Here is a 19,123-nt window from a genome sequence, read left to right as displayed (position 1 = left end):
GAGCACTGATGAAGTTCACCGACGGGTACTGGCAGATGCGCCCCGGCGTCACCGCATGCCACGCGGTCTCCGTGACCGACGCCGTCGTCACCGACGACCGGGTCACCCTCTACGCGCCGGTCACCCGGGTGACACACCGGGGCGACACCCTCAACAGCCCGCTGCTGACGGTGGAATGCTGGTCACCGGCCGAGGGCGTCATCGGCGTCCGCGTCACCCACCACGCCGGAAAAGTTCCAGGGCGGCCGGAGTTCGCGCTCACCGGCGGCGTGGAGAGCAGCCACGCCAAGGTGGTCAGGGAGGGCTCCACGATCGAGCTGGTCTCCGGCGAACTCTCCCTGAGGACCGACACCGCCGCCCCCTGGCAGCTGGACTTCAACGCCGGCGGACAGACCCTCACCTCGCTCGGCCGGCGCGGCGCCGGCTTCGCCACCGACGCCGACGACCGGCACTTCATGCTCGCGCAGCTCTCGCTCGGCGTCGGGGAGAGCGTGTACGGGCTGGGCGAGCGCTTCACCCCGTTCGTCAAGAACGGCCAGACCGTCGACATCTGGCAGGCGGACGGCGGCACCAACAGCGAACAGGCCTACAAGAACGTCCCGTTCCACCTCACCAGCCGGGGTTACGGCGTCTTCGTCAACCACCCCGGGCTGGTCTCCTACGAGGTGGGCTCCGAGACCGTCGGCCGGGTCCAGTTCAGCGTCGAGGACCAGAGCCTGGAGTTCTTCGTCATCCACGGTCCAGGCCCGCGCGAGATCCTCGCCCGCTACACCGCGCTCACCGGCCGCCCCGCGCTGCCGCCCGCCTGGTCGTTCGGACTGTGGCTGTCCACCTCCTTCACCACCTCCTACGACGAGGCGACGGTCAACCGCTTCGTCCAGGGCATGGCGGACGCCGAGATCCCGCTCAGCGTCTTCCACTTCGACTGCTTCTGGATGCGCGAGTACCAGTGGAGCGACTTCGTCTGGGACCCGGACGTCTTCCCCGACCCGGAGGGCATGCTCGCCCGCCTCAAGGAGCGCGGACTGCGCGTCTGCGTCTGGATCAACCCGTACATCGCCCAGAAGTCCGCGCTGTTCGCCGAGGGGATGGCCGGGGGCTATCTGCTCAGGAAGCCCGACGGCGACGTATGGCAGTGGGACCGCTGGCAGCCCGGCATGGCCCTGGTCGACTTCACCAATCCGGCCGCCCGCGACTGGTACGCGGGCAAGCTGCGCGTCCTGCTCGACCAGGGCGTCGACTGCTTCAAGACCGACTTCGGCGAGCGCGTGCCGGTGGACGTCGCCTGGCACGACGGATCCGACCCGGAGCGGATGCACAACTACTACACGCAGCTGTACAACGAGACCGTGTTCGAACTGCTGTGCCAGGAGCGCGGCGAGGGCGAGGCCGTCGTCTTCGCCCGCTCGGCGACCGCCGGCGGCCAGCGGCTGCCCGTGCACTGGGGCGGCGACTGCGAGTCCACCTTCGAGGCGATGGCCGAGTCGCTGCGCGGCGGACTCTCCCTCGGGCTCTCCGGGTTCGGCTTCTGGAGCCATGACATCGGCGGCTTCGAGGGCACCCCGACCCCCGCCGTCTTCAAGCGCTGGGTGCAGTTCGGGCTGCTCTCCTCGCACAGCAGGCTGCACGGCTCCAAGTCCTACCGGGTGCCGTGGGACTACGGGGACGAGGCCGTCGCCGTCACCCGCTCCTTCACCCGGCTCAAGCACCGGCTGATGCCCTACCTCTACCGCGCCGCGCTCCAGGCCCGGGACTTCGGCACCCCGGTGATGCGCGCGATGGTGCTGGCGTTCCCCGACGACCCCGCCTGCCACCCGCTCGACCGGCAGTACATGCTGGGCGACGATCTGCTGGTGGCGCCCGTCTTCACCGAGGACGGCACGGTCGACTACTACGTCCCCGAGGGCACCTGGACCCAGGTACTCACCGGCGAGCGGATCCAGGGCCCCGGCTGGCGGCGCGAGACCCACGGCTTCGACACCCTGCCGCTGCTGGCCCGGCCGGGCGCGGTGATCCCGTTCGGAGCCGTGGACGAGAGCCCCGAGTACGACTGGGCGGACGGGGTGACCCTGCGGGTGTACGCGCCGGGGGACGGCGACACGGAGGCGGTGACGACCGTCCCCGCGCCGGACGGCTCGGGCGACACCGCCGTCTTCACCGTACGGCGCACGGGTACGGAGGTCGTCGTCGAGACCGGTAGCGAACTCCCCTGGCAGGTGCTGCTCGTCGGAGCCGCCCCCACCGGCGACGGCGTCGCCGACCCGCTCGGCGCGCTCCACACCTGCCCGGCCGGCACCGGCCGGCTGACCGCCCGCTGGGCCTGACCCGGTGAACTCCCGGCGGGAGGGCGCGCCCTCCCGCCGGGAGTTCACAGCGGGGCGCTCGCCGGTCGGTGGCGGTCTCCAACTGCTGGCCGTCGCCGCCTGAGCGAAGATGGTCCTGGACGCCTGGACGCCTGGACGCCTGGACATCGGCCCCGGCGAAGGGGCGGTGCCACCGGCTCACCGGCCGGTGGCACCGCCCCTCACGGGCGTTACGGCGTCTGCGTCAGCAACCGAGATCGCCGCCCGGGTCGACGCCCAGGACCGACGCGAAATTCGTGTAGAGGTCGATCCTGCTCTGCACCTGGGCGGGGTTTCCGCCGTTGCATTCGATACTGCCGTTGATGCTGCGAATCGTCTCGCCGAATCCGGCGCCATTCACCATGGCGCTGTGCGGGGTCATGGTGCCGGGGCCGCTCTGGGTGTTCCAGTACCAGAGCCCCGTCTTCCACGCCACGGCGGAATCGTTCTGCACGAGATCCGGATTGTTCAGCAGATCGATCCCGAGCGCGTCGCCCGCGCTCTTGTAATTGAAGTTCCAGCTGAGCTGAATCGGACCGCGCCCGTAGTACTTGTCCTGGCCGGCCGGGCAGCCGTACGGCTGGGTCGTGTCGCAGTAGTGCGGATAGTTCGCGGTGTTCTGCTCCACCACATGCACCAGGCCGCCGGTCTCATGACTGACATTGGCCAGGAACGCCGCGGCTTCCCGCTTCCGCACGTCGTCGCCCCCCGCACCGGAGAAGTCCGGATAGGCGCTCAGCGAGGCCGTCAGGCCGCTGTAGCTGTAGAACGGGTTCCGGTTCGGGAACATCTGGTTGAACTGGGCCTCGCTGACGACGAAGTCGTCGGCCGACGCGGCCGGAGCGGGCTGCGCCGAGGAGGAGGGCGCGAGGGAGAACAGGGAGAACGCGGCTGCCGACGCGGTCGCGGTGAGCAGCCCGATGATGCGCTTGCGCACGTGATTCACTTCCTTGGATCCGGCCGCCCGACCCGCGGCGGCCCCTGCGTGTGGGGGCGGGCGCGCCCCCGCGTGGGGGCCGGGGCGCGTCCGGTGAGAGGTGAGGGATCCGGTGCGGCTCAGCCGCCGACGTTCACGTCGATGCAGGCGTAGAAGGCGTTCGTGGTGTCCGCGATGTTCCAGACGGCCAGCACCTTCTGCTGACCCGTCAGCCCGCCGAAGTTCACGTCATGGCTGACGGTCGCGCCCGGCTGCGCGCCGTTGTCGTTGAATTCGGCGATCTTCTGTCCGCCGGCGTAGTACTCCCAGGTGCTGGTGGAGTGACGCGCGGTCAGCTGCCACTGGAAGGTCGTGGTGCTGTTGACCGGGGTCACGGTCCAGCCCTTGGAATCGTCGTCGAGTTCCGAGAACCGCGCGTTCCCGCCGCTGCAACTGGTGAGCCCCTTCGGGCCCTCCACGCTCTGCGGCTCATAGGTGATGTCGCCGCAGGCGACCGTTCCCGCGGCGCACTGCGCCTGCCGGCTGGGCGGGGACGATATGTATCCGTGGGCGCTCGCGGAACTCGCGGGAAGACTCACGACGAGTACGGGGGCGACGACGGCGCCGAGCGCTGCGGCCAGCTTCCTTTTGGTGTTCATGGGGGAAACTCCTTCACTTCAGGACTTCCCGCTGAATATGCGGACCGTGGGGGACCCGAATACCGCGGGCCGGCCTCTCGAGTGTGGGGACAAGAGGCGCGAAGGGCGGCGGCCGATTCCCTTTCCCGCGCGGTGCGTTCGGCATGGGGTCCGGCGTTGCAACCGGAAAGGGCCCGACCGCTTGGACTAGACCATACAGGCCGAGATGATCCCGTCAAGAGGGTTGTGTGAAAGGCCAGTTGAGGCGGTGGATGGGTGCGGCGCGCCCGGTAAAAGACCTGATCGATGCTTTTCTCGGCGCTCTGCGCGAAATGCCCGGCGCCGGAGTGAGGGGCGGGGCGTGGGCCGGTCAGGGCGGCCGCAGTCGCCCTGACACGGATACGGGTCGCGGACGCCGGATCGGGGACGCCGGGTCGCGGATACGGGATCGCGGATGCGGGATGGCGGTCCAGCGGTCATGGTGAACGGGAGTACGTCCCGAGCGAGGAGCCCGCACATGTCGATGCTCGACAAGCTGAAGAGTCTGCTCAAGGGCCATGAGAGCACGGCCCGCCAGGGCGTGGAGAAGGCCGGTGACGCCTTCGACCGGAAGACGGGGAACAAGTATCAGAGCCAGGTCGACGCCGCTCAGAAGAAGATCGACGAGCAGATCGGCACGGACGAACAGCACCCCGGCGACCGTCCCCCGAACAGCTGACCCGGCACGCGTGACGCGCTGACGCGCGACGGCAGGACGAGGCCGCCGCGCGTCAGCCGCGCGCGGGGGCCGCGTGTGGGCGCCCGTACGGGTCGCGTCCCTGCGGGGCGCCGAGCACCTCCCGTACGGCTCTCGCCCGTGCCGCACCTCCCGTACGGCCCTCTCCCGTCCACCCGGGCCCGGTCGAACCGCAAGCGCTCCGCGGCCGTGCCATGAGTGACCGGCCGTGCCGCCTCACGGCACGGCCACGCCCGTCACCGGAGAGGGACCGACCCGCGATGATCAGAACCGAGTTACCCCGCCACTCCGCCCGGCGCGCCCGCCACGCGGCCGTCGTCCTGGCCCTCGCCCTCACCGCGCTGGTCGCGGTCCCGACCGCGTCCTCGGCCCGGCCCGCCGCCGCCACCGAGGTCGTCACCTGGGCCGCCAGCGCCGACCGGCTGGACGCGGCCGTGCCCGGGCGCACCCACCGCGTCGTCGTCCACACCAGCGCGGGCGGCCGCGACCTGCGCGTCCGGCTCTCCAACGCCTTCGGCGAGCAGCCCGTGACCTTCGGCCGCGCCTACGCGGGACCGCGCGCCTCCGGCGCCGCCGTCGTGCCCGGCCGCAACCGCGCGCTCACCTTCCGGGGCGCCGCCTCGGTCACCGTCCCGCCCGGCGGCTCCGTCTACAGCGACCCGCTGCCCGGCACCGTACGCCCCGGCGCCGATCTCGCGATCAGCCTGTACGTGCGGGACGCGGCCGGTACCGCCACCGGCCACCGGATGGGTCTCCAGACCTCCTACATCGCCCCCGAGGGCGACCACGCCGCCGAGGAGTCCGACGCCGCCTACACCGAACGGACGACCTTCCGCCACTACCTCGACGCGGTGGTGGTCGGCGCACCGGCCGGCACCGGAGCCGTGGTGGCGCTCGGCGACTCGATCACCGACGGCGCCGTCTCCACCCCGGACACCAACCGCCGCTGGCCCGACTTCCTCGCCGCCCGGCTGCGCGACGACCGCCGGACCTCCCTCAAGGGCGTGGCCAACGAGGGGATCTCCGGCAACAAGGTCCTCGGCGACGGCGCGGGCGTCAGCGCGCTCAAGCGGCTGGACCGCGACGTCCTGTCCCAGCGCGGCCTGCGCACGGTGATCCTGCTCGAAGGCGTCAACGACATCAAGGCCACCCCCGCCCCCACGGCCGCCGAACTGATCGACGGATACCGGCAGATCATCGCCAGGACCCACGCCGCCGGTGCCTGCGTGGCCGGCGCCACCGTCATGCCGTACGAAGGCTGGGGCGAGTGGAAGGAGAGCGGCGAAGCGGTCCGCCGGGAGGTCAACGCCTTCATCCGCGACAGCGGCGCCTTCGACGCCGTCGTGGACTTCGACGCGGTCGTACGCGACCCGGCGGCCCCGGCGAGGATGCTGCCCGGGTACGACAGCGGGGACCATCTGCACCCGAACGACGCGGGCATGGAAGCGATGAGCGACCGCGTCGACCCGCGCGCCCTGCGCTGCTCCCGGTAGCCCGCGTGGCCCGCGCAGCTTCGGTGGCCGCCGCGGTGCCGCCGCCGAGGTGAGCGAGGCGGGCTCCGGAACCCGTACGGCGCAGCAACGCAGCGCTCTTGTGCCCCGGACCCCGGAGAGTGGGGACGTACGCCCGTTCCCGCCCCGAGGCACCTGCGACGTGCCCCGACACCCCGGAGCCCGCCATGACTTGTCACACCCGACGCGACCTCGGCCTGCTCGCCCTGCGGCTCGGCACCGGAGGGGTGCTCGCCGCGCACGGCGCCCAGAAGCTGTTCGGCTGGTTCGGCGGCGGGGGCATCGAGGGGACCGCGCAGGGGATGGAGGCCATGGGCTACCACCCGGCCAGGCCGAGCGCGATCGCCTCCGGGGCCGTCGAGGCCGGGGGCGGTCTGCTGCTCGCCCTGGGCCTGGCCACCCCGGCGGCCGGCGCCGCCGCCGCGGGCGGCATGGCGGGAGCGGCGGCGGTGCACGCGCCCAGCGGGTTCTTCGCGCAGTCGGGCGGCTTCGAGTATCCGGGCTTTCTCGGCTGGACCGCCGCGTCCATCGGGCTGGCGGGCGCCGGGCGTTACTCGCTCGACCACGCGACCGGCCACTGCTTCGACCGGCACTGGATGGTCCCGGTCGCCTTCGCTGCGAGCGCGGCGGCCGCCGTCCTGGTCATCCGCAAGCGCGCCCGGGGGCTGGCGGCGGCGTCCGACGAGACCGCGCCCGGCGACACGGCTCCGTAAGAGAGCGGATCAGGTCGTTAGCCTTGCCCCATGCTCGCGCTGCTGCACACCTCCCCGGTCCATGTCCCGGTCTTCGACGCCCTCGCGGACGCGGACCACCCCGGGCTCGCCCTGCGCCATCTGGTGCGCGAGGACCTGCTCGCCGGAGCCAGGGCCGCGGGTCCCGAGGCCGTGGCGCACGAGGTCGGGGCCGTGCTGGCGGGTGCGGTCGCCGAGGGCGCGACGGCCGTGCTGTGCACCTGCTCGACCCTCGGCGCCGTCGCGGAGAAGGCCGCCCCCGCGCTCGGCGTGCCCGTGCTGCGGATCGACCGGCCGATGGCCCGGATCGCGGCGTCGGCCGGGCGGGTCGTGGTCGTCGCCGCGGTGGAGAGCACCGTGGGGCCGACGGCCGCGCTGATCCGCGAGGAGGCGGCGGGGCGGGACCTCGCGCTGCGCACGGTGCTGGCCGAGGGCGCCTGGGAGCTGTTCGAGGCGGGCGACCGCGAGGGCTATCTCGACGCGGTGGCCGCCACCGCCGACGCCGTCACGGGGGCCGACGTGATCGTGCTCGCGCAGGTGTCGATGGCCGACGCGGCCGAACGCGTCACGAACGGCGTTCCGGTGCTCGCCGGTCCGCGCACGGGACTGGCCGCCGCCGTGGCCGCCACGACCGCCGCCGGGGCCGCCGTCGGCAACCGTACGGGCTGATCACGCGTGGATCCGGCGCGCGTGGGCACGCGCTCCGGGAGACATTGGGAACGCACGACTCCCGCACTTCTGGAGGACAGGCATGACCAGTCCCTACCCCGACCCCGTACCGCCGTCGCCCACCCCGCCGCCGGGACCTCCGGGGCCCGTTCCCGGGCCGGTTCCGGCGCCGCCGCCGGGTCCCGCGCCCATGCCGGGGCCCGATCCGGTCCCGTCGCCGCCGGGCCCCGGCCCCGCCCCCGTACCGCCGCCGGAGCCCGAGCCGCAGCCCGGTCCCGTGTAGGACCCGCGCACGAAGAGAGCGGTGGGTGAAACGCGCGTCGGGCCGCCGGACCGGCTGGCGACAGCCGGTCCGGCGGCCCGACGGCCGTACGCGCGAAGCGGTCAGTCGCTCGCGACCTCGGAGCGGTCCCCGCCCCACAGCGTGTGGAACGAACCCGGGCGGTCCGTGCGCCGGTAGGTGTGCGCGCCGAAGAAGTCGCGCTGGCCCTGGGTCAGCGCGGCGGGCAGCCGCTCGGCCCGCAGCGCGTCGTAGTACGAGAGCGCGGCGGCGAAGCCCGGCGTCGGGACGCCCTGGTGGACCGCGGAGGCGACGACCGCGCGCCAGTCCTCCTGCGCCGAGCCGATCTCCTCGGCGAACTGCTTGTCGGACAGCAGGCTCGGCAGGTCGGGCCGCGCGTCGTACGCCTCGCGGATCCGGTCGAGGAACGCGGCGCGGATGATGCAGCCCGCCCGCCAGATCGCGGCGATCGACCCCAGGTCGATGTCCCAGCCGTACTCCTCGCTGCCCGCCTGGATCTGGTGGAAGCCCTGGGTGTACGAGACGATCTTCGACGCGTACAGCGCCTGCTCGACCTGGTCGGCGAAGCGCGCCGCGTCGGCCTCGGAGAGCGGCGTCGCCGTCGGGCCCGGCAGCGAGCGCGACGCCTCACGCAGTCCGGCGTGTCCGGACAGCGAGCGGGCGAAGACCGCCTCCGCGATACCGGAGACCGGGACGCCGAGGTCCAGGGCGATCTGTACGGTCCAGCGCCCGGTGCCCTTCTGCTCCGCCTGGTCGGTCACGATGTCGACGAACGGCTTGCCGGTGGCCTCATCCGTATGGGCCAGCACCTCGGCCGTGATCTCGATCAGATACGAGTCGAGGCGGCCGGTGTTCCACGCCTTGAAGGTCTCGGCGATCTTCGCGGGGGAGTAGCCGGCGACGGACCGCAGCAAGTGGTACGCCTCGGCGATCAGCTGCATGTCGGCGTACTCGATGCCGTTGTGCACCATCTTCACGAAGTGACCCGCTCCGTCCGGGCCGATGTGCGTGGAGCACGGGGCACCGTCCTTCGCCTTCCCCGCGATCCTCTCCAGCAGGGGACCGAGCGACGCGTACGACTCGGGCGAGCCGCCCGGCATGATGCTCGGGCCGTGCAGCGCGCCCTCCTCGCCGCCGGAGATGCCCACGCCGACGAAGTGGATACCGCGCTCGCGCAGCTCCTTCTCGCGGCGGCGGGTGTCGGCGAAGTGCGCGTTGCCGCCGTCGATGATGACATCGCCCTCTTCGAGCAGCGGGGCGAACTCCTCGATGACGGCGTCCGTCGGGTCACCGGCCTTGACCATGATGACCAGGCGGCGGGGTCGCTCCAGCGCCGCCACGAACTCCGCGGCCGACTCGGCCGCGACGAACGTCCCCTCGTCGCCGAACTCGTCCACCAGAGCACGGGTCTTCGACGCGGTGCGGTTGTGCAGCGCGACGGTGAAGCCGTTGCGGGCGAAGTTCCTGGCGAGGTTGCGGCCCATCACCGCGAGCCCGGTGACGCCGATCTGGGCAGTACCACTCATGCGTGTGCTCCTGGATATCCGTCGGGTGTCGTGCTGGTCGCTGTGCCGCGCTCCGCAGAGGGATACGTACTGCTGAACACGGCCGTTCACTCATCGTCAAGCGCCCCGGGGGCTTCCGCATTCCGGGACCGGTCCGGGAGCCCGGAGGCGGGACCGTTCACAGAGTATTGACATGTTCTCAGCGGCGGCGTAACACTGACACGGCCTCGGAGAGCGCTCTCCCGCTGTAACTCCGGTGATTCCGGCGCGATTCCAGCGCCGGCCGCACGGCCCAGCACGGCCCCGCACGGTCCAGACGCACTCGTCCCCCCACCGCGCGCCCCCGACGCGCGCGGCTGAAGCGGCACGGAGGTCCGCATGGCCGAGAGATTCCGCAGTACCGCCCTGATGTCCACGCTGCTCGTCGCCACCGTCCTGGCTCTGGTGGCCCTCGGGCTCACCGCGATACCGCGCGCCGCCCGCGCCGAGGCCGCCACGGCCCCGGCGGCGGGGGCGGCCGCCCACATCGGACACACGATGGCGAAGCCCGCCCTCGTACCGTCCGGCGACGACCCCGACGGCGACGGGTACATTCCGGCGAACCCGCCGGTCACCGGCGTGGAGCCGTCCACCGAGATCCCGCCGCACCGCTACTTCCACGAGTTCCAGGCGAACTGCTCGGTCACCCACACCCGGCCCGACGACCCGATCGTCTTCCCCGGGCAGCCCGGCGCTTCGCACGACCACACCTTCATGGGCAACAACACGACCGACGCCCACTCCACCACGGCCTCGCTCGGCGCGGGCGGCACGGCGTGCAAGGCGCCCGGCGACAAGTCCGCCTACTGGATGCCGACGCTGTTCAACGGGAACACCGAGGTCCGGCCGGAGGGCCCGCAGACCATCTACTACAAGTCGGGGGTCACCGACTACCGCTCCGTACGCCCGTTCCCCAAGGGGCTGCGCTTCGTCGTCGGCAGCCCGATGCAGTCGGCCGCCGAGTTCCGCGGCCATCCGGGGTGGGTGGAGGGCTGGGAGTGCGGTGAGCAGTACAACAACACCGAGTTCCCGGCGAACTGCCCGACGGCCCGCGACGTCCAGCTCAACCTCCGCTTCCAGGCGCCCAGTTGCTGGGACGGAAAGTATCTGGACACCCCGGACCACCAGAGCCACATGGCCTATCCGACCGCGCAGGGCGCCAATCAGGACGTGTGCCCGGCCTCGCACCCGGTGGCGCTGCCGATGATCGAGTTCAAGATGGCCTGGCCCGTCAATGGGGACATGTCGCAGGTCAGACTGGCGAGCGGCACCGGGCACTCGTTCCACTACGACTTCTTCAACGCCTGGGACGACGCCACCCTGAAGGCCCTGGTGCGGCACTGCGTCATCGAGGGTCTCCAGTGCGACGCCCGGGGCTACGACCAGACGCACCCGGAAGCCGGCGCCGCGCTCGACGCCAACTACGAACTGCCCTGACCCCTTTCCCCCCCCACCGCGCTCTCCCGCCACGGGTGCGACCGCACCCTCGCGGGAGAGCGCTCTCCCAGTCCCGAGGAGACCGCACACCATGCACCGACCAGCCAGCACCAAGAGGCGCGCGGCGCCGCTCGCCCTCGCCGCCCTGTTCGCGTCCTGCGCGGTCGCCCTCCCGGCCCCCGCCGCGCACGCGGCGGGCAGCGTCGTCAAGGTCACCGGAGCGCAGGGCTCCTGGCAGCTGACCGTCGACGGCGCGCCGTACCAGGTCAAGGGCCTGACCTGGGGCCCCGCCGTGTCCGACGCCGCCCGCTACATGCCCGACGTCGCTTCGACGGGCGCCAACACCGTACGCACCTGGGGCACCGACGCCACCAGCAAGCCGCTGTTCGACGCCGCCTCCGCCAATGGAGTCAAGGTCATCGCCGGCTTCTGGCTCCAGCCGGGCGGCGGTCCCGGCAGCGGCGGCTGCGTCGACTACCTCACCGACACCACGTACAAGAACAACATGCTCGCCGAGTTCCCCCAGTGGGTGAACACCTACAAGGACCACCCCGGGGTCCTGATGTGGAACGTCGGCAACGAGTCCGTCCTCGGCCTCCAGAACTGCTACAGCGGCGCCGCGCTGGAGCAGCAGCGCGACGCGTACACCACCTTCGTCAACGAGATCGCGAAGAGGATCCACGCCGTCGACCCCAACCACCCGGTCACCTCGACCGACGCGTGGACCGGCGCCTGGCCCTACTACAAACGCAACGCGCCCGATCTCGACCTGTACGCCGTGAACTCCTACGGCGATGTGTGCAATATCCGCAAGACGTGGGAGGACGGCGGCTACACCAAGCCCTACATCGTCACCGAGGGCGGCCCCGCCGGTGAGTGGGAGGTGCCCGACGACGCCAACGGGGTGCCCGACGAGCCCACCGACACCGCGAAGGCGGCCGGCTACACCAAGGCGTGGGAGTGCGTCACCGGCCACCGGGGAGTGGCACTGGGTGCCACTCTCTTCCACTACGGGACCGAGTACGACTTCGGCGGCGTCTGGTTCAACCTGCTGCCCGCGGGCGAGAAGCGGCTCTCGTACTACGCGGTGAAGAAGGCGTACGGGGGCGACACCTCCCGGGACAACACGCCCCCGGTGATCTCCTCCATGGCGGTCGACGGAGCCGGCTCGGTGCCGGCCGGCCGGGAGGTCGCCGTCCGCGCCTCGGTCGCCGATCCGGACGGCGACCCGCTCTCGTACCAGCTGCTGCTCGGCGGCAAGTACGTGGACGGTTCCGGGCAGTTGACCGGCGTGCCCTTCACCTCGGCCGGTGACGGCACCTTCAGGTTCACCGCGCCCGACCGGCTCGGTGTCTGGAAGGTGTACGTCAAGGCCACCGACGGAAAGGGCAACACCGGCATCGAGACCAGGTCGTTCAAGGTGGTGCCGCCGCCCGTCGCCGGCACCGATCTGGCCCGCGGCAAGGCCGCCACGGCCTCCAGCTGGCAGACCGGCGGCACCGGCTGCCCCTGCGGTCCCGGCAACGCCGTGGACGGCTCGCTGGACACCCGGTGGGCGAGCGACTGGAGCGATCCGCAGTGGATCCAGGTCGACCTGGGCGCCAGGACCGCGTTCCGCCACGTCCAGCTCGTCTGGGAGACCGCGTACGCCAAGGGGTACACGCTCCAGACCTCCGACAACGGCCAGGACTGGACCACGCTGCGGACCGTCACCGACGGCAACGGCGGGGTCGACGACCACGAGGTCGACGCGACCGCCCGCTATGTGCGGATTCACGCGACCGAGCGCGGCACCGCGTGGGGGTACTCGCTCTACCAGCTCGGCGTCTACAACTGACACGCCCTCAAAATCCGCGTCGGTCCGGGAATCGTCTCCGGGCCGGCGCGGACCATTTTTGGTCTGTCCATGCCCGCATACGGGCAGCGTTTCCTGGGCAGGGGCGGACCCAAGCGGGCACCGAACGGGCACGCGCCCACCCGCATACGGGCAGTGATCCGCGTAACACCGACCCCCTTTCCCCGGTTGACCAGTACGGCTACTCTTCGTCAAACGGGCATGAACGGTCACAGTCGATGCTGCGAAGAGCCTGGTCGCAGCGGGTCCGTTGCTTGTACAAACGACGCATGAGCCCGAACGGGTGCTGAGCCGCAGCAAGCAGGGAAGTGTGTTGTCGTGGACACCGACGAACGCAGACGAGAGATTCTTGAGATCGCCCGACGTGACGGGTCAGTGGAGGTAACAGCACTGGCCGGAAAGCTTCAGGTCGCCAAGGAGACCGTCCGGCGTGATCTGCACGCCCTTGAGGGACACGGACTGGTCAGGCGCACCCACGGCGGCGCCTATCCGGTGGAGAGCGCCGGGTTCGAGACGACCCTCGCGGTCCGGACGACCCGGCTCGTACCGCAGAAATCACGGATCGCGGCGGCCGCCGCCGATCTCCTCGGCGACGCGGAGACGGTCTTCGTCGACGAGGGCTTCACCCCCCAGCTCGTGGCCGAGGCGCTGCCCCGCGACCGGCCGCTGACCGTGGTCACCGCCTCCCTGGCCGTGGCGACCGCGCTCGCCGACGCCGAGAAGATCGCCGTACTGCTGCTCGGCGGCCGGGTACGCGGATCGACGATGGCGACGGTCGACCACTGGACCACCCGGATGCTCTCCGAATTCGTCATCGACCTGGCGTACGTGGGAGCGAACGGCATCTCCCGCGAGTACGGCCTCACCACCCCCGACCCGGCCGTCAGCGAGGTCAAGGCGCAGGCCATGCGCAGCGCCCGCCGCCGGGTCTTCGCCGGCATTCACACCAAGTTCGGCGCGGTGAGCTTCTGCCGCTTCGCCGACGTGAGCGACTTCGAGTCGATCGTCACGGACGCCGGGCTGCCCTCGGCCGAGGCCCAGCGGTACTCGCTGCTCGGGCCGCAGGTCATCCGCGTCTGAACCGCGGCCCCGGCCGCCCCCCTGTCTCCGTAGCCGCCCCCTCCTCCGCGCCTTCCTCCGGCGGGAGGCGGATCGGCGGCGCCCCGGACCCTTACCGCAACGAATGATCAGGAGAAATCTCATGCCCCTCCAGCAACGACGACGTGGAATCCGCGTAGTGGGTGCGAGCGTGGCCCTCACGGGCCTGCTCGCGGGGTGCAGCGGCGCCGGTGGTGCCTCCTCCTCCGGAGGAGACGAGACCATCAACGTGCTCATGGTGAACAACCCGCAGATGGTCGAGTTGCAGAAGCTGACCGCGGACAACTTCACCAAGGAAACCGGGATCAAGGTCAACTTCTCGGTCCTGCCGGAGAACGACGTCCGCGACAAGATCACCCAGGACTTCGCCAACCAGGCCGGTCAGTACGACATCGCCACCATCAGCAACTTCGAGGTTCCGTTCTTCGCGAAGAACGGCTGGCTGCACTCGCTCGACGAGTACACGAAGGAAGACAAGGACTACGACCAGGGCGACATCCTCAAGCCCCTCCAGGAGTCGCTGACCGCCGAGGACGGCAAGCTCTACGGTCAGCCCTTCTACGGCGAGTCGTCCTTCCTGATGTACCGCAAGGACGTCTTCGAGGCGAAGAACCTCACCATGCCGGCCAAGCCCACCTGGAAAGAGGTCGCCAACCTCGCCGCCAAGGTCGACGGCGCCCAGAAGGGCATGCGCGGCATCTGTCTGCGCGGCCTGCCGGGCTGGGGCGAGGTCATCGCCCCGCTGACCACGGTCGTCAACACCATGGGCGGCACCTGGTTCACCAAGGACTGGGAGGCGCAGCTGACGTCCCCCGAGTTCACCAAGGCCACCAAGTTCTACGTGGACCTGGTCCGTAACCACGGCGAGGCGGGCGCCCCGCAGGCCGGCTACGCCGAGTGCCTCAACAACATGACCCAGGGCCACTCGGCCATGTGGTACGACGCCACCGCCGGCGCCGGCTCGCTGGAGGCCAAGGGCTCCCCGGTCAAGGGCAAGATCGGCTACGTACCGGCGCCCGTCGACAAGACGGACAGCTCCGGCTGGCTCTACACCTGGGCCTGGGGCATGCAGAAGGCGTCCAAGAAGACCGACAGCGCCTGGAAGTTCATCTCCTGGGCGTCCGGCAAGGAGTACGAGAAGCTCGTCGGCGAGAAGATCGGCTGGTCCAACGTCCCGGCCGGCAAGCGCGCCTCGACCTACACCAACCCGGACTACCTGAAGGAAGCCGGCGCGTTCGCCGAGGTCACCAAGGACGCCATCGCCAACGCCAACCCGACCGACCCCGGCACCCAGCCCCGTCCCACGGTCGGCATCCAGTTCGTCGACATCCCGGAGTTCACGGACCTGGGCACCAAGGTCTCGCAGGAGATCAGCGCGGCCATCGCCGGTAAGAAGTCGGTCGAGGACGCCCTGAAGACCTCGCAGAAGCTCGCCGAGAAGGTAGGCGCGAAGCAGCGGTGAGTACCTCCGTCAGCACACCCCCACAGTCCCCGGCCGGCGCGCCCAGCGCCTCCGCGCCCCGGCGCGCCGGCCGGGGCGGTGCCGGGCGCGCCCGCGCCTGGGCCACCCGCGCCCCCCTGCTGCCCGCGCTCGTCTTCCTGGTCGCGGTCACCCAGCTGCCCTTCGTGGCGACCCTGGTCATCTCGCTCTTCGACTGGAACTCGCTCTCCCCGGACGACCGTTCCTTCGCGGGCGTCTCCAACTACGGCTCCGTGTTCACCGACGCCGACCTGCGCGACTCGGTGTTCACGACCATCCTGCTCACCGCGACCGTGGTGATCGTCAGCGTCATCCTCGGACTGCTGCTGGCGCTCCTGCTCGACCGCAAGTTCCTCGGTCGCGGCCTCGTCCGTACCCTGCTGATCACGCCCTTCCTGCTGGTGCCCGTCTCGGCGGCGCTGATGTGGAAGCACGTGCTCTACAACCCGGAGTACGGCCTGCTCAACGGCGGCTGGGCCTGGTTCACCGGGCTCTTCGGGGTGGAGAACCCCACCCAGCCCGACTGGATCTCGGACATGCCGCTGATCGCGGTCGAGACCGCCCTCATCTGGCAGTGGACGCCGTTCATGATGCTCATCCTGCTCGCCGGACTCCAGAGCCGGCCCGCCGAGATCATCGAGGCGGCGAAGCTGGACGGCGCGACGCTCTGGCAGACCTTCCGCTATCTGACGCTGCCGCATCTGCGGCGCTACCTGGAGCTGGGCATCCTGCTCGGGTCGATCTACATCGTGCAGAACTTCGACGCGGTGTTCACCCTGACCTCCGGCGGACTCGGCACCGCGAACCTGCCGTACACCATCTACCAGACCTTCTACCAGGCTCACGAGTACGGACTGGCCTCCGCCGCGGGAGTCGTCGTCGTGATCGGCACGATCGTGATCGCGACCTTCGCCCTGCGCGTCGTCTCGTCCCTCTTCAGTGAGGAGGCGAACCGCGCATGAGCACCCTCTCCGTACCCGACGCCGCCCCGGCCGCGCGTCAGCGCGTCGACAAGTACGCCCCCGCGGCCAAGCGGGCCAGGCGGCGCTCCGCCGGTCTGGGCTTGCTGGCCTGGATCATCGGCATCGTCTTCTGCCTGCCCGCGCTGTGGATGCTGCTCACCTCCTTCCACTCGGAGGCGGACGCGGCGACCAACCCGCCGTCCCTCACCGCGTCGCTCACCCTCGACAGCTACCGGGTGTTCTTCGGCGAGGGCGGCGGCGCCAGCCCCTGGCCGCCGCTGATCAACTCGCTGACGGCGTCGCTGTTCTCCACGCTGTTCGTGCTGGTCCTGGCGCTTCCGGCGGCGTACGCGCTCTCCATCAAGCGGGTGGAGAAGTGGACGGACGTCATGTTCTTCTTCCTCTCCACGAAAATGCTGCCGGTCGTCGCGGGGCTGCTGCCCGTGTACCTCTTCGCGAAGAACGTCGGCATGCTGGACAACATCTGGCTGCTCGTCATCCTCTACACGTCGATGAATCTGCCGATCGCCGTCTGGATGATGCAGTCCTTCCTCGCGGACGTGCCGGTCTCCATCATCGAGGCCGCCCAGGTGGACGGCGCCCGGCTGCCGACCGTCCTGATCAGGGTGGTCGCGCCGGTGGCCGCGCCCGGCATCGCGGCGACGTCGCTGATCTGCTTCATCTTCAGCTGGAACGAGCTGCTCTTCGCCCGGGTGCTGACCGGGGTGACCGCGCAGACCGCGCCCGTGTTCCTGACGAGCTTCGTGACCAGCCAGGGGCTCTTCCTGGCCCAGCTGTGCGCGGCGTCCGTCGTTGTCTCCCTGCCGGTGCTCGCCGCGGGGTTCGCCGCCCAGGACAAGCTTGTCCAGGGCCTTTCTCTTGGAGCTGTGAAGTAATGAGGGCAGCGATCGTCGAAGCCGTCGGCAAGGTCTCCGTCACGACGGTTCCCGACCCGACCCCCGGCCCTCGGGACGTTGTGGTGTCCGTCGCGGCGTGCGGACTGTGCGGTACCGATCTGCACATCCTCCAGGGCGAGTTCGCGCCCACGCTGCCGATCATCCCCGGTCACGAGTTCGCCGGTGAGATCGTGGAGATCGGCGCCGACGTGACCGAGCTGGCGGTGGGCGACAAGGTCGCCGTGGACCCGTCGCTCTACTGTCACGAATGCCGCTACTGCCGCACCGGGCGCGGCAACCTGTGCGACCGGTGGAACGCGATCGGCGTCAGCAAGCCGGGCGGCGCCGCCGAGTACGCCGTCGCGCCCGTCGCCAACTGCGTGAAGCTCCCCGACCACGTCGACGTCAAGGACGCGGCGCTGATCGAGCCGCTGTCCTGCGCGGTGCGCGGGTACGACGTGCTCAAGTCGACGCTCGGCGCCGAGGTGCTGATCTACGGATCCGGCACCATGGGGCTCATGATGCTCGAACTCGCCAAGCGCACCGGCGCCGCCTCCGTCGACATGCTCGACGTCAACGCGGAGCGGCTGGCGACCGCCGGCAAGCTCGGCTGCTCGCGCTCGGCCGCCTCGGCCGACGAGTTCGACCGGCCCGGCGGCTGGGACCTGGTGGTCGACGCGACCGGCAACGCGGGCGCCATCCAGGACGGTCTGGGCCGGGTGGCCAAGGGCGGTACGTTCCTCCAGTTCGGGGTCGCCGACTACGCGACGACCGCCGTCATCGAGCCGTACCGCATCTACAACCAGGAGATCACCATCACCGGCTCCATGGCGGTGCTGCACAGCTACGAGCGCGCCGCCGCGCTGTTCGCCTCCGGCGTGCTCGACCCGAAGGTCTTCATCAGCGACCGGCTGCCGCTGGAGCAGTACCCGCAGGCCATCGACAAGTTCAAGGCGGGCCAGGGCCGCAAGATCGTGGTCGAGCCGTGACCCCGGCGCGCGAGGCCGGACCGGGCGCCGTCCTGGTGCTGGGGGAGGCGCTCATCGACCTCGTCCCCACGCCGGACGACCCGGCCGGCTTCCGGGCCGAACCCGGCGGGGCGCCCGCCAACGTCGCGGCCGGGCTCGCCAGGCTCGGTACGCCCAGCTGGTTCGCGGGCGCGCTCGGCGGCGACGGCTTCGCGCGGCTGATCGAACAGCGGCTGGTGTCCGCGGGCACCGAACTGGGCCTGTGCGCCCGCTCGGAGCTGCCCACGACGCTCGCCGTCGCCGACCCGGGCCCGGACGGCACCAGCTACCACTTCCATCTCGCGGACACGGCGACCTTCCGGCTGCCGGACCACTCCGCCGAGGTGGAGCGGTTCGCCGTGGTGTACGCGGGCGGGGTCGCCGCCGCCGTCGACCCGTCCGCCGACGCGGTCGCGGCCACCGCGCGCGCCGGAGCGCGCCACTCCCTGCTGGTGGTCGACCCCAACGTCCGCGAGGACCGGACGATCGACCCCGTGCTGAGCCTGCGCAGACTGCGCGAGCTGTGCGAACTGGCGCAGGTCGTCAAGGCCAGTGACGAGGACCTGGCCCGGCTGTGGCCGGACACCGACCCCGACGAGAGCGGCCGCCGGCTGGCGGCGGGCGGCCGGCTCGTGCTGGTCACCCGGGGCGCCGAGGGCAGTACGGCGTACGCCGGCACCGCCGAGCCGGTCTCCGTGTCCGCCGTGCCCGTCGAGGTGGTCAACACCATCGGCGCCGGGGACGCCTTCATGGCTGCGGTGCTCCACTGGCTGAGCACCGCGCCGGTCGACCGCGCGGGCGGACCGGCCCTGCTGGAGCGCGCACAGATCGCGGAGATGCTCGGCTTCGCGTCGAGAGTCGCCGCCTCCGTCTGCGCCAAGGCCGGTACCGAACCGACGCCTCCCCTGCCGGGAGAACGCTGATCCGACGCGGACTCCGGGCCCCGACGAGAGCCCGGAGCACGCACCGAAACCACCTCCCCGCAGTGGCCGGAGCCACC

The 19,123-nt window shown here is 71.1% G+C and carries 16 protein-coding genes; 13 read left to right on the top strand and 3 right to left on the bottom strand.

Annotated elements, in window-relative coordinates; genetic code table 11:
• The first annotated feature begins 8 nt into the window (after window positions 1-8).
• Window positions 9-2,324 (top strand): alpha-xylosidase, encoded by a 2,316-nt coding sequence (gene yicI, locus OG627_RS03630; protein ID WP_329061339.1) that lies wholly within the window; start codon window positions 9-11, stop codon window positions 2,322-2,324.
• A gap of 223 nt (window positions 2,325-2,547) precedes the next feature.
• Here yicI and OG627_RS03625 read toward each other — a convergent pair whose 3' ends face one another.
• Both OG627_RS03625 and OG627_RS03620 read right to left on the bottom strand, forming a co-directional pair.
• Window positions 2,548-3,279 (bottom strand): chitinase, encoded by a 732-nt coding sequence (locus OG627_RS03625; RefSeq protein ID WP_329061337.1) that lies wholly within the window; start codon window positions 3,277-3,279, stop codon window positions 2,548-2,550.
• Between the two features lie 119 nt (window positions 3,280-3,398).
• Window positions 3,399-3,917, bottom strand: coding sequence for a lytic polysaccharide monooxygenase auxiliary activity family 9 protein (locus OG627_RS03620; protein WP_329061335.1), 519 nt, complete (start codon window positions 3,915-3,917; stop codon window positions 3,399-3,401).
• A 496-nt stretch (window positions 3,918-4,413) separates the two neighbouring features.
• Here OG627_RS03620 and OG627_RS03615 point away from each other — a divergent pair, with 496 nt between their 5' ends.
• The 4 genes from OG627_RS03615 to OG627_RS03600 all read left to right on the top strand — a co-directional run bounded on the left by OG627_RS03615 (window position 4,414) and on the right by OG627_RS03600 (window position 7,543).
• Complete coding sequence (locus OG627_RS03615) at window positions 4,414-4,614, top strand: antitoxin (RefSeq protein WP_329061334.1); 201 nt, start codon at window positions 4,414-4,416, stop codon at window positions 4,612-4,614.
• 278 nt (window positions 4,615-4,892) lie between these two features.
• Window positions 4,893-6,125 (top strand): SGNH/GDSL hydrolase family protein, encoded by a 1,233-nt coding sequence (locus OG627_RS03610; RefSeq protein WP_329061332.1) that lies wholly within the window; start codon window positions 4,893-4,895, stop codon window positions 6,123-6,125.
• 185 nt (window positions 6,126-6,310) lie between these two features.
• Entirely contained in the window at window positions 6,311-6,856 is a 546-nt protein-coding gene (locus OG627_RS03605) for a DoxX family protein (protein ID WP_329061330.1), read from the top strand.
• 30 nt (window positions 6,857-6,886) lie between these two features.
• Entirely contained in the window at window positions 6,887-7,543 is a 657-nt protein-coding gene (locus tag OG627_RS03600; RefSeq protein ID WP_329061328.1) for an aspartate/glutamate racemase family protein, read from the top strand.
• 384 nt (window positions 7,544-7,927) lie between these two features.
• On the opposite strand, the gene gndA is transcribed toward OG627_RS03600, so the two are convergent.
• Window positions 7,928-9,370 carry an NADP-dependent phosphogluconate dehydrogenase gene (gene gndA, locus OG627_RS03595; RefSeq protein WP_329061326.1) on the bottom strand — a complete coding sequence of 481 codons (1,443 nt, stop codon included), beginning with the start codon at window positions 9,368-9,370 and terminating at the stop codon, window positions 7,928-7,930.
• A gap of 357 nt (window positions 9,371-9,727) precedes the next feature.
• Here gndA and OG627_RS03590 point away from each other — a divergent pair, with 357 nt between their 5' ends.
• From OG627_RS03590 to OG627_RS03555, 8 genes are all read left to right on the top strand, one after another.
• On the top strand, window positions 9,728-10,825 hold the full coding sequence (locus tag OG627_RS03590) for a DUF1996 domain-containing protein (RefSeq protein WP_329061325.1): 1,098 nt from the start codon (window positions 9,728-9,730) through the stop codon (window positions 10,823-10,825).
• A gap of 91 nt (window positions 10,826-10,916) precedes the next feature.
• Window positions 10,917-12,662 (top strand): discoidin domain-containing protein, encoded by a 1,746-nt coding sequence (locus tag OG627_RS03585; protein ID WP_329061324.1) that lies wholly within the window; start codon window positions 10,917-10,919, stop codon window positions 12,660-12,662.
• A gap of 336 nt (window positions 12,663-12,998) precedes the next feature.
• A complete protein-coding gene (locus OG627_RS03580) occupies window positions 12,999-13,760 on the top strand; it encodes a DeoR/GlpR family DNA-binding transcription regulator (RefSeq protein ID WP_329061323.1) in 762 nt (253 codons plus the stop codon).
• 121 nt (window positions 13,761-13,881) lie between these two features.
• On the top strand, window positions 13,882-15,240 hold the full coding sequence (locus OG627_RS03575; protein ID WP_329061321.1) for an ABC transporter substrate-binding protein: 1,359 nt from the start codon (window positions 13,882-13,884) through the stop codon (window positions 15,238-15,240).
• A complete protein-coding gene (locus tag OG627_RS03570; protein ID WP_329061319.1) occupies window positions 15,237-16,220 on the top strand; it encodes a carbohydrate ABC transporter permease in 984 nt (327 codons plus the stop codon). Before OG627_RS03575 ends, OG627_RS03570 begins: the two co-directional genes overlap by 4 nt.
• The gene (locus OG627_RS03565) at window positions 16,217-17,116 is read left to right on the top strand and encodes a carbohydrate ABC transporter permease (RefSeq protein ID WP_329061317.1); all 900 of its coding nucleotides are present in this window, start codon (window positions 16,217-16,219) and stop codon (window positions 17,114-17,116) included. Before OG627_RS03570 ends, OG627_RS03565 begins: the two co-directional genes overlap by 4 nt.
• A complete protein-coding gene (locus tag OG627_RS03560) occupies window positions 17,116-18,105 on the top strand; it encodes a zinc-dependent alcohol dehydrogenase family protein (protein WP_329061315.1) in 990 nt (329 codons plus the stop codon). Before OG627_RS03565 ends, OG627_RS03560 begins: the two co-directional genes overlap by 1 nt.
• Window positions 18,102-19,046 carry a carbohydrate kinase family protein gene (locus tag OG627_RS03555; protein ID WP_329061313.1) on the top strand — a complete coding sequence of 315 codons (945 nt, stop codon included), beginning with the start codon at window positions 18,102-18,104 and terminating at the stop codon, window positions 19,044-19,046. Before OG627_RS03560 ends, OG627_RS03555 begins: the two co-directional genes overlap by 4 nt.
• The last annotated feature ends 77 nt before the right edge of the window (window positions 19,047-19,123 follow it).

The sequence above is a fragment of the Streptomyces sp. NBC_01429 genome (genome assembly GCF_036231945.1).
Taxonomy (GTDB): Bacteria; Actinomycetota; Actinomycetes; order Streptomycetales; family Streptomycetaceae; genus Streptomyces.
Note: the sequence above shows the minus strand (reverse complement) of the source record. Positions and strands in the feature narration are given on the sequence as shown.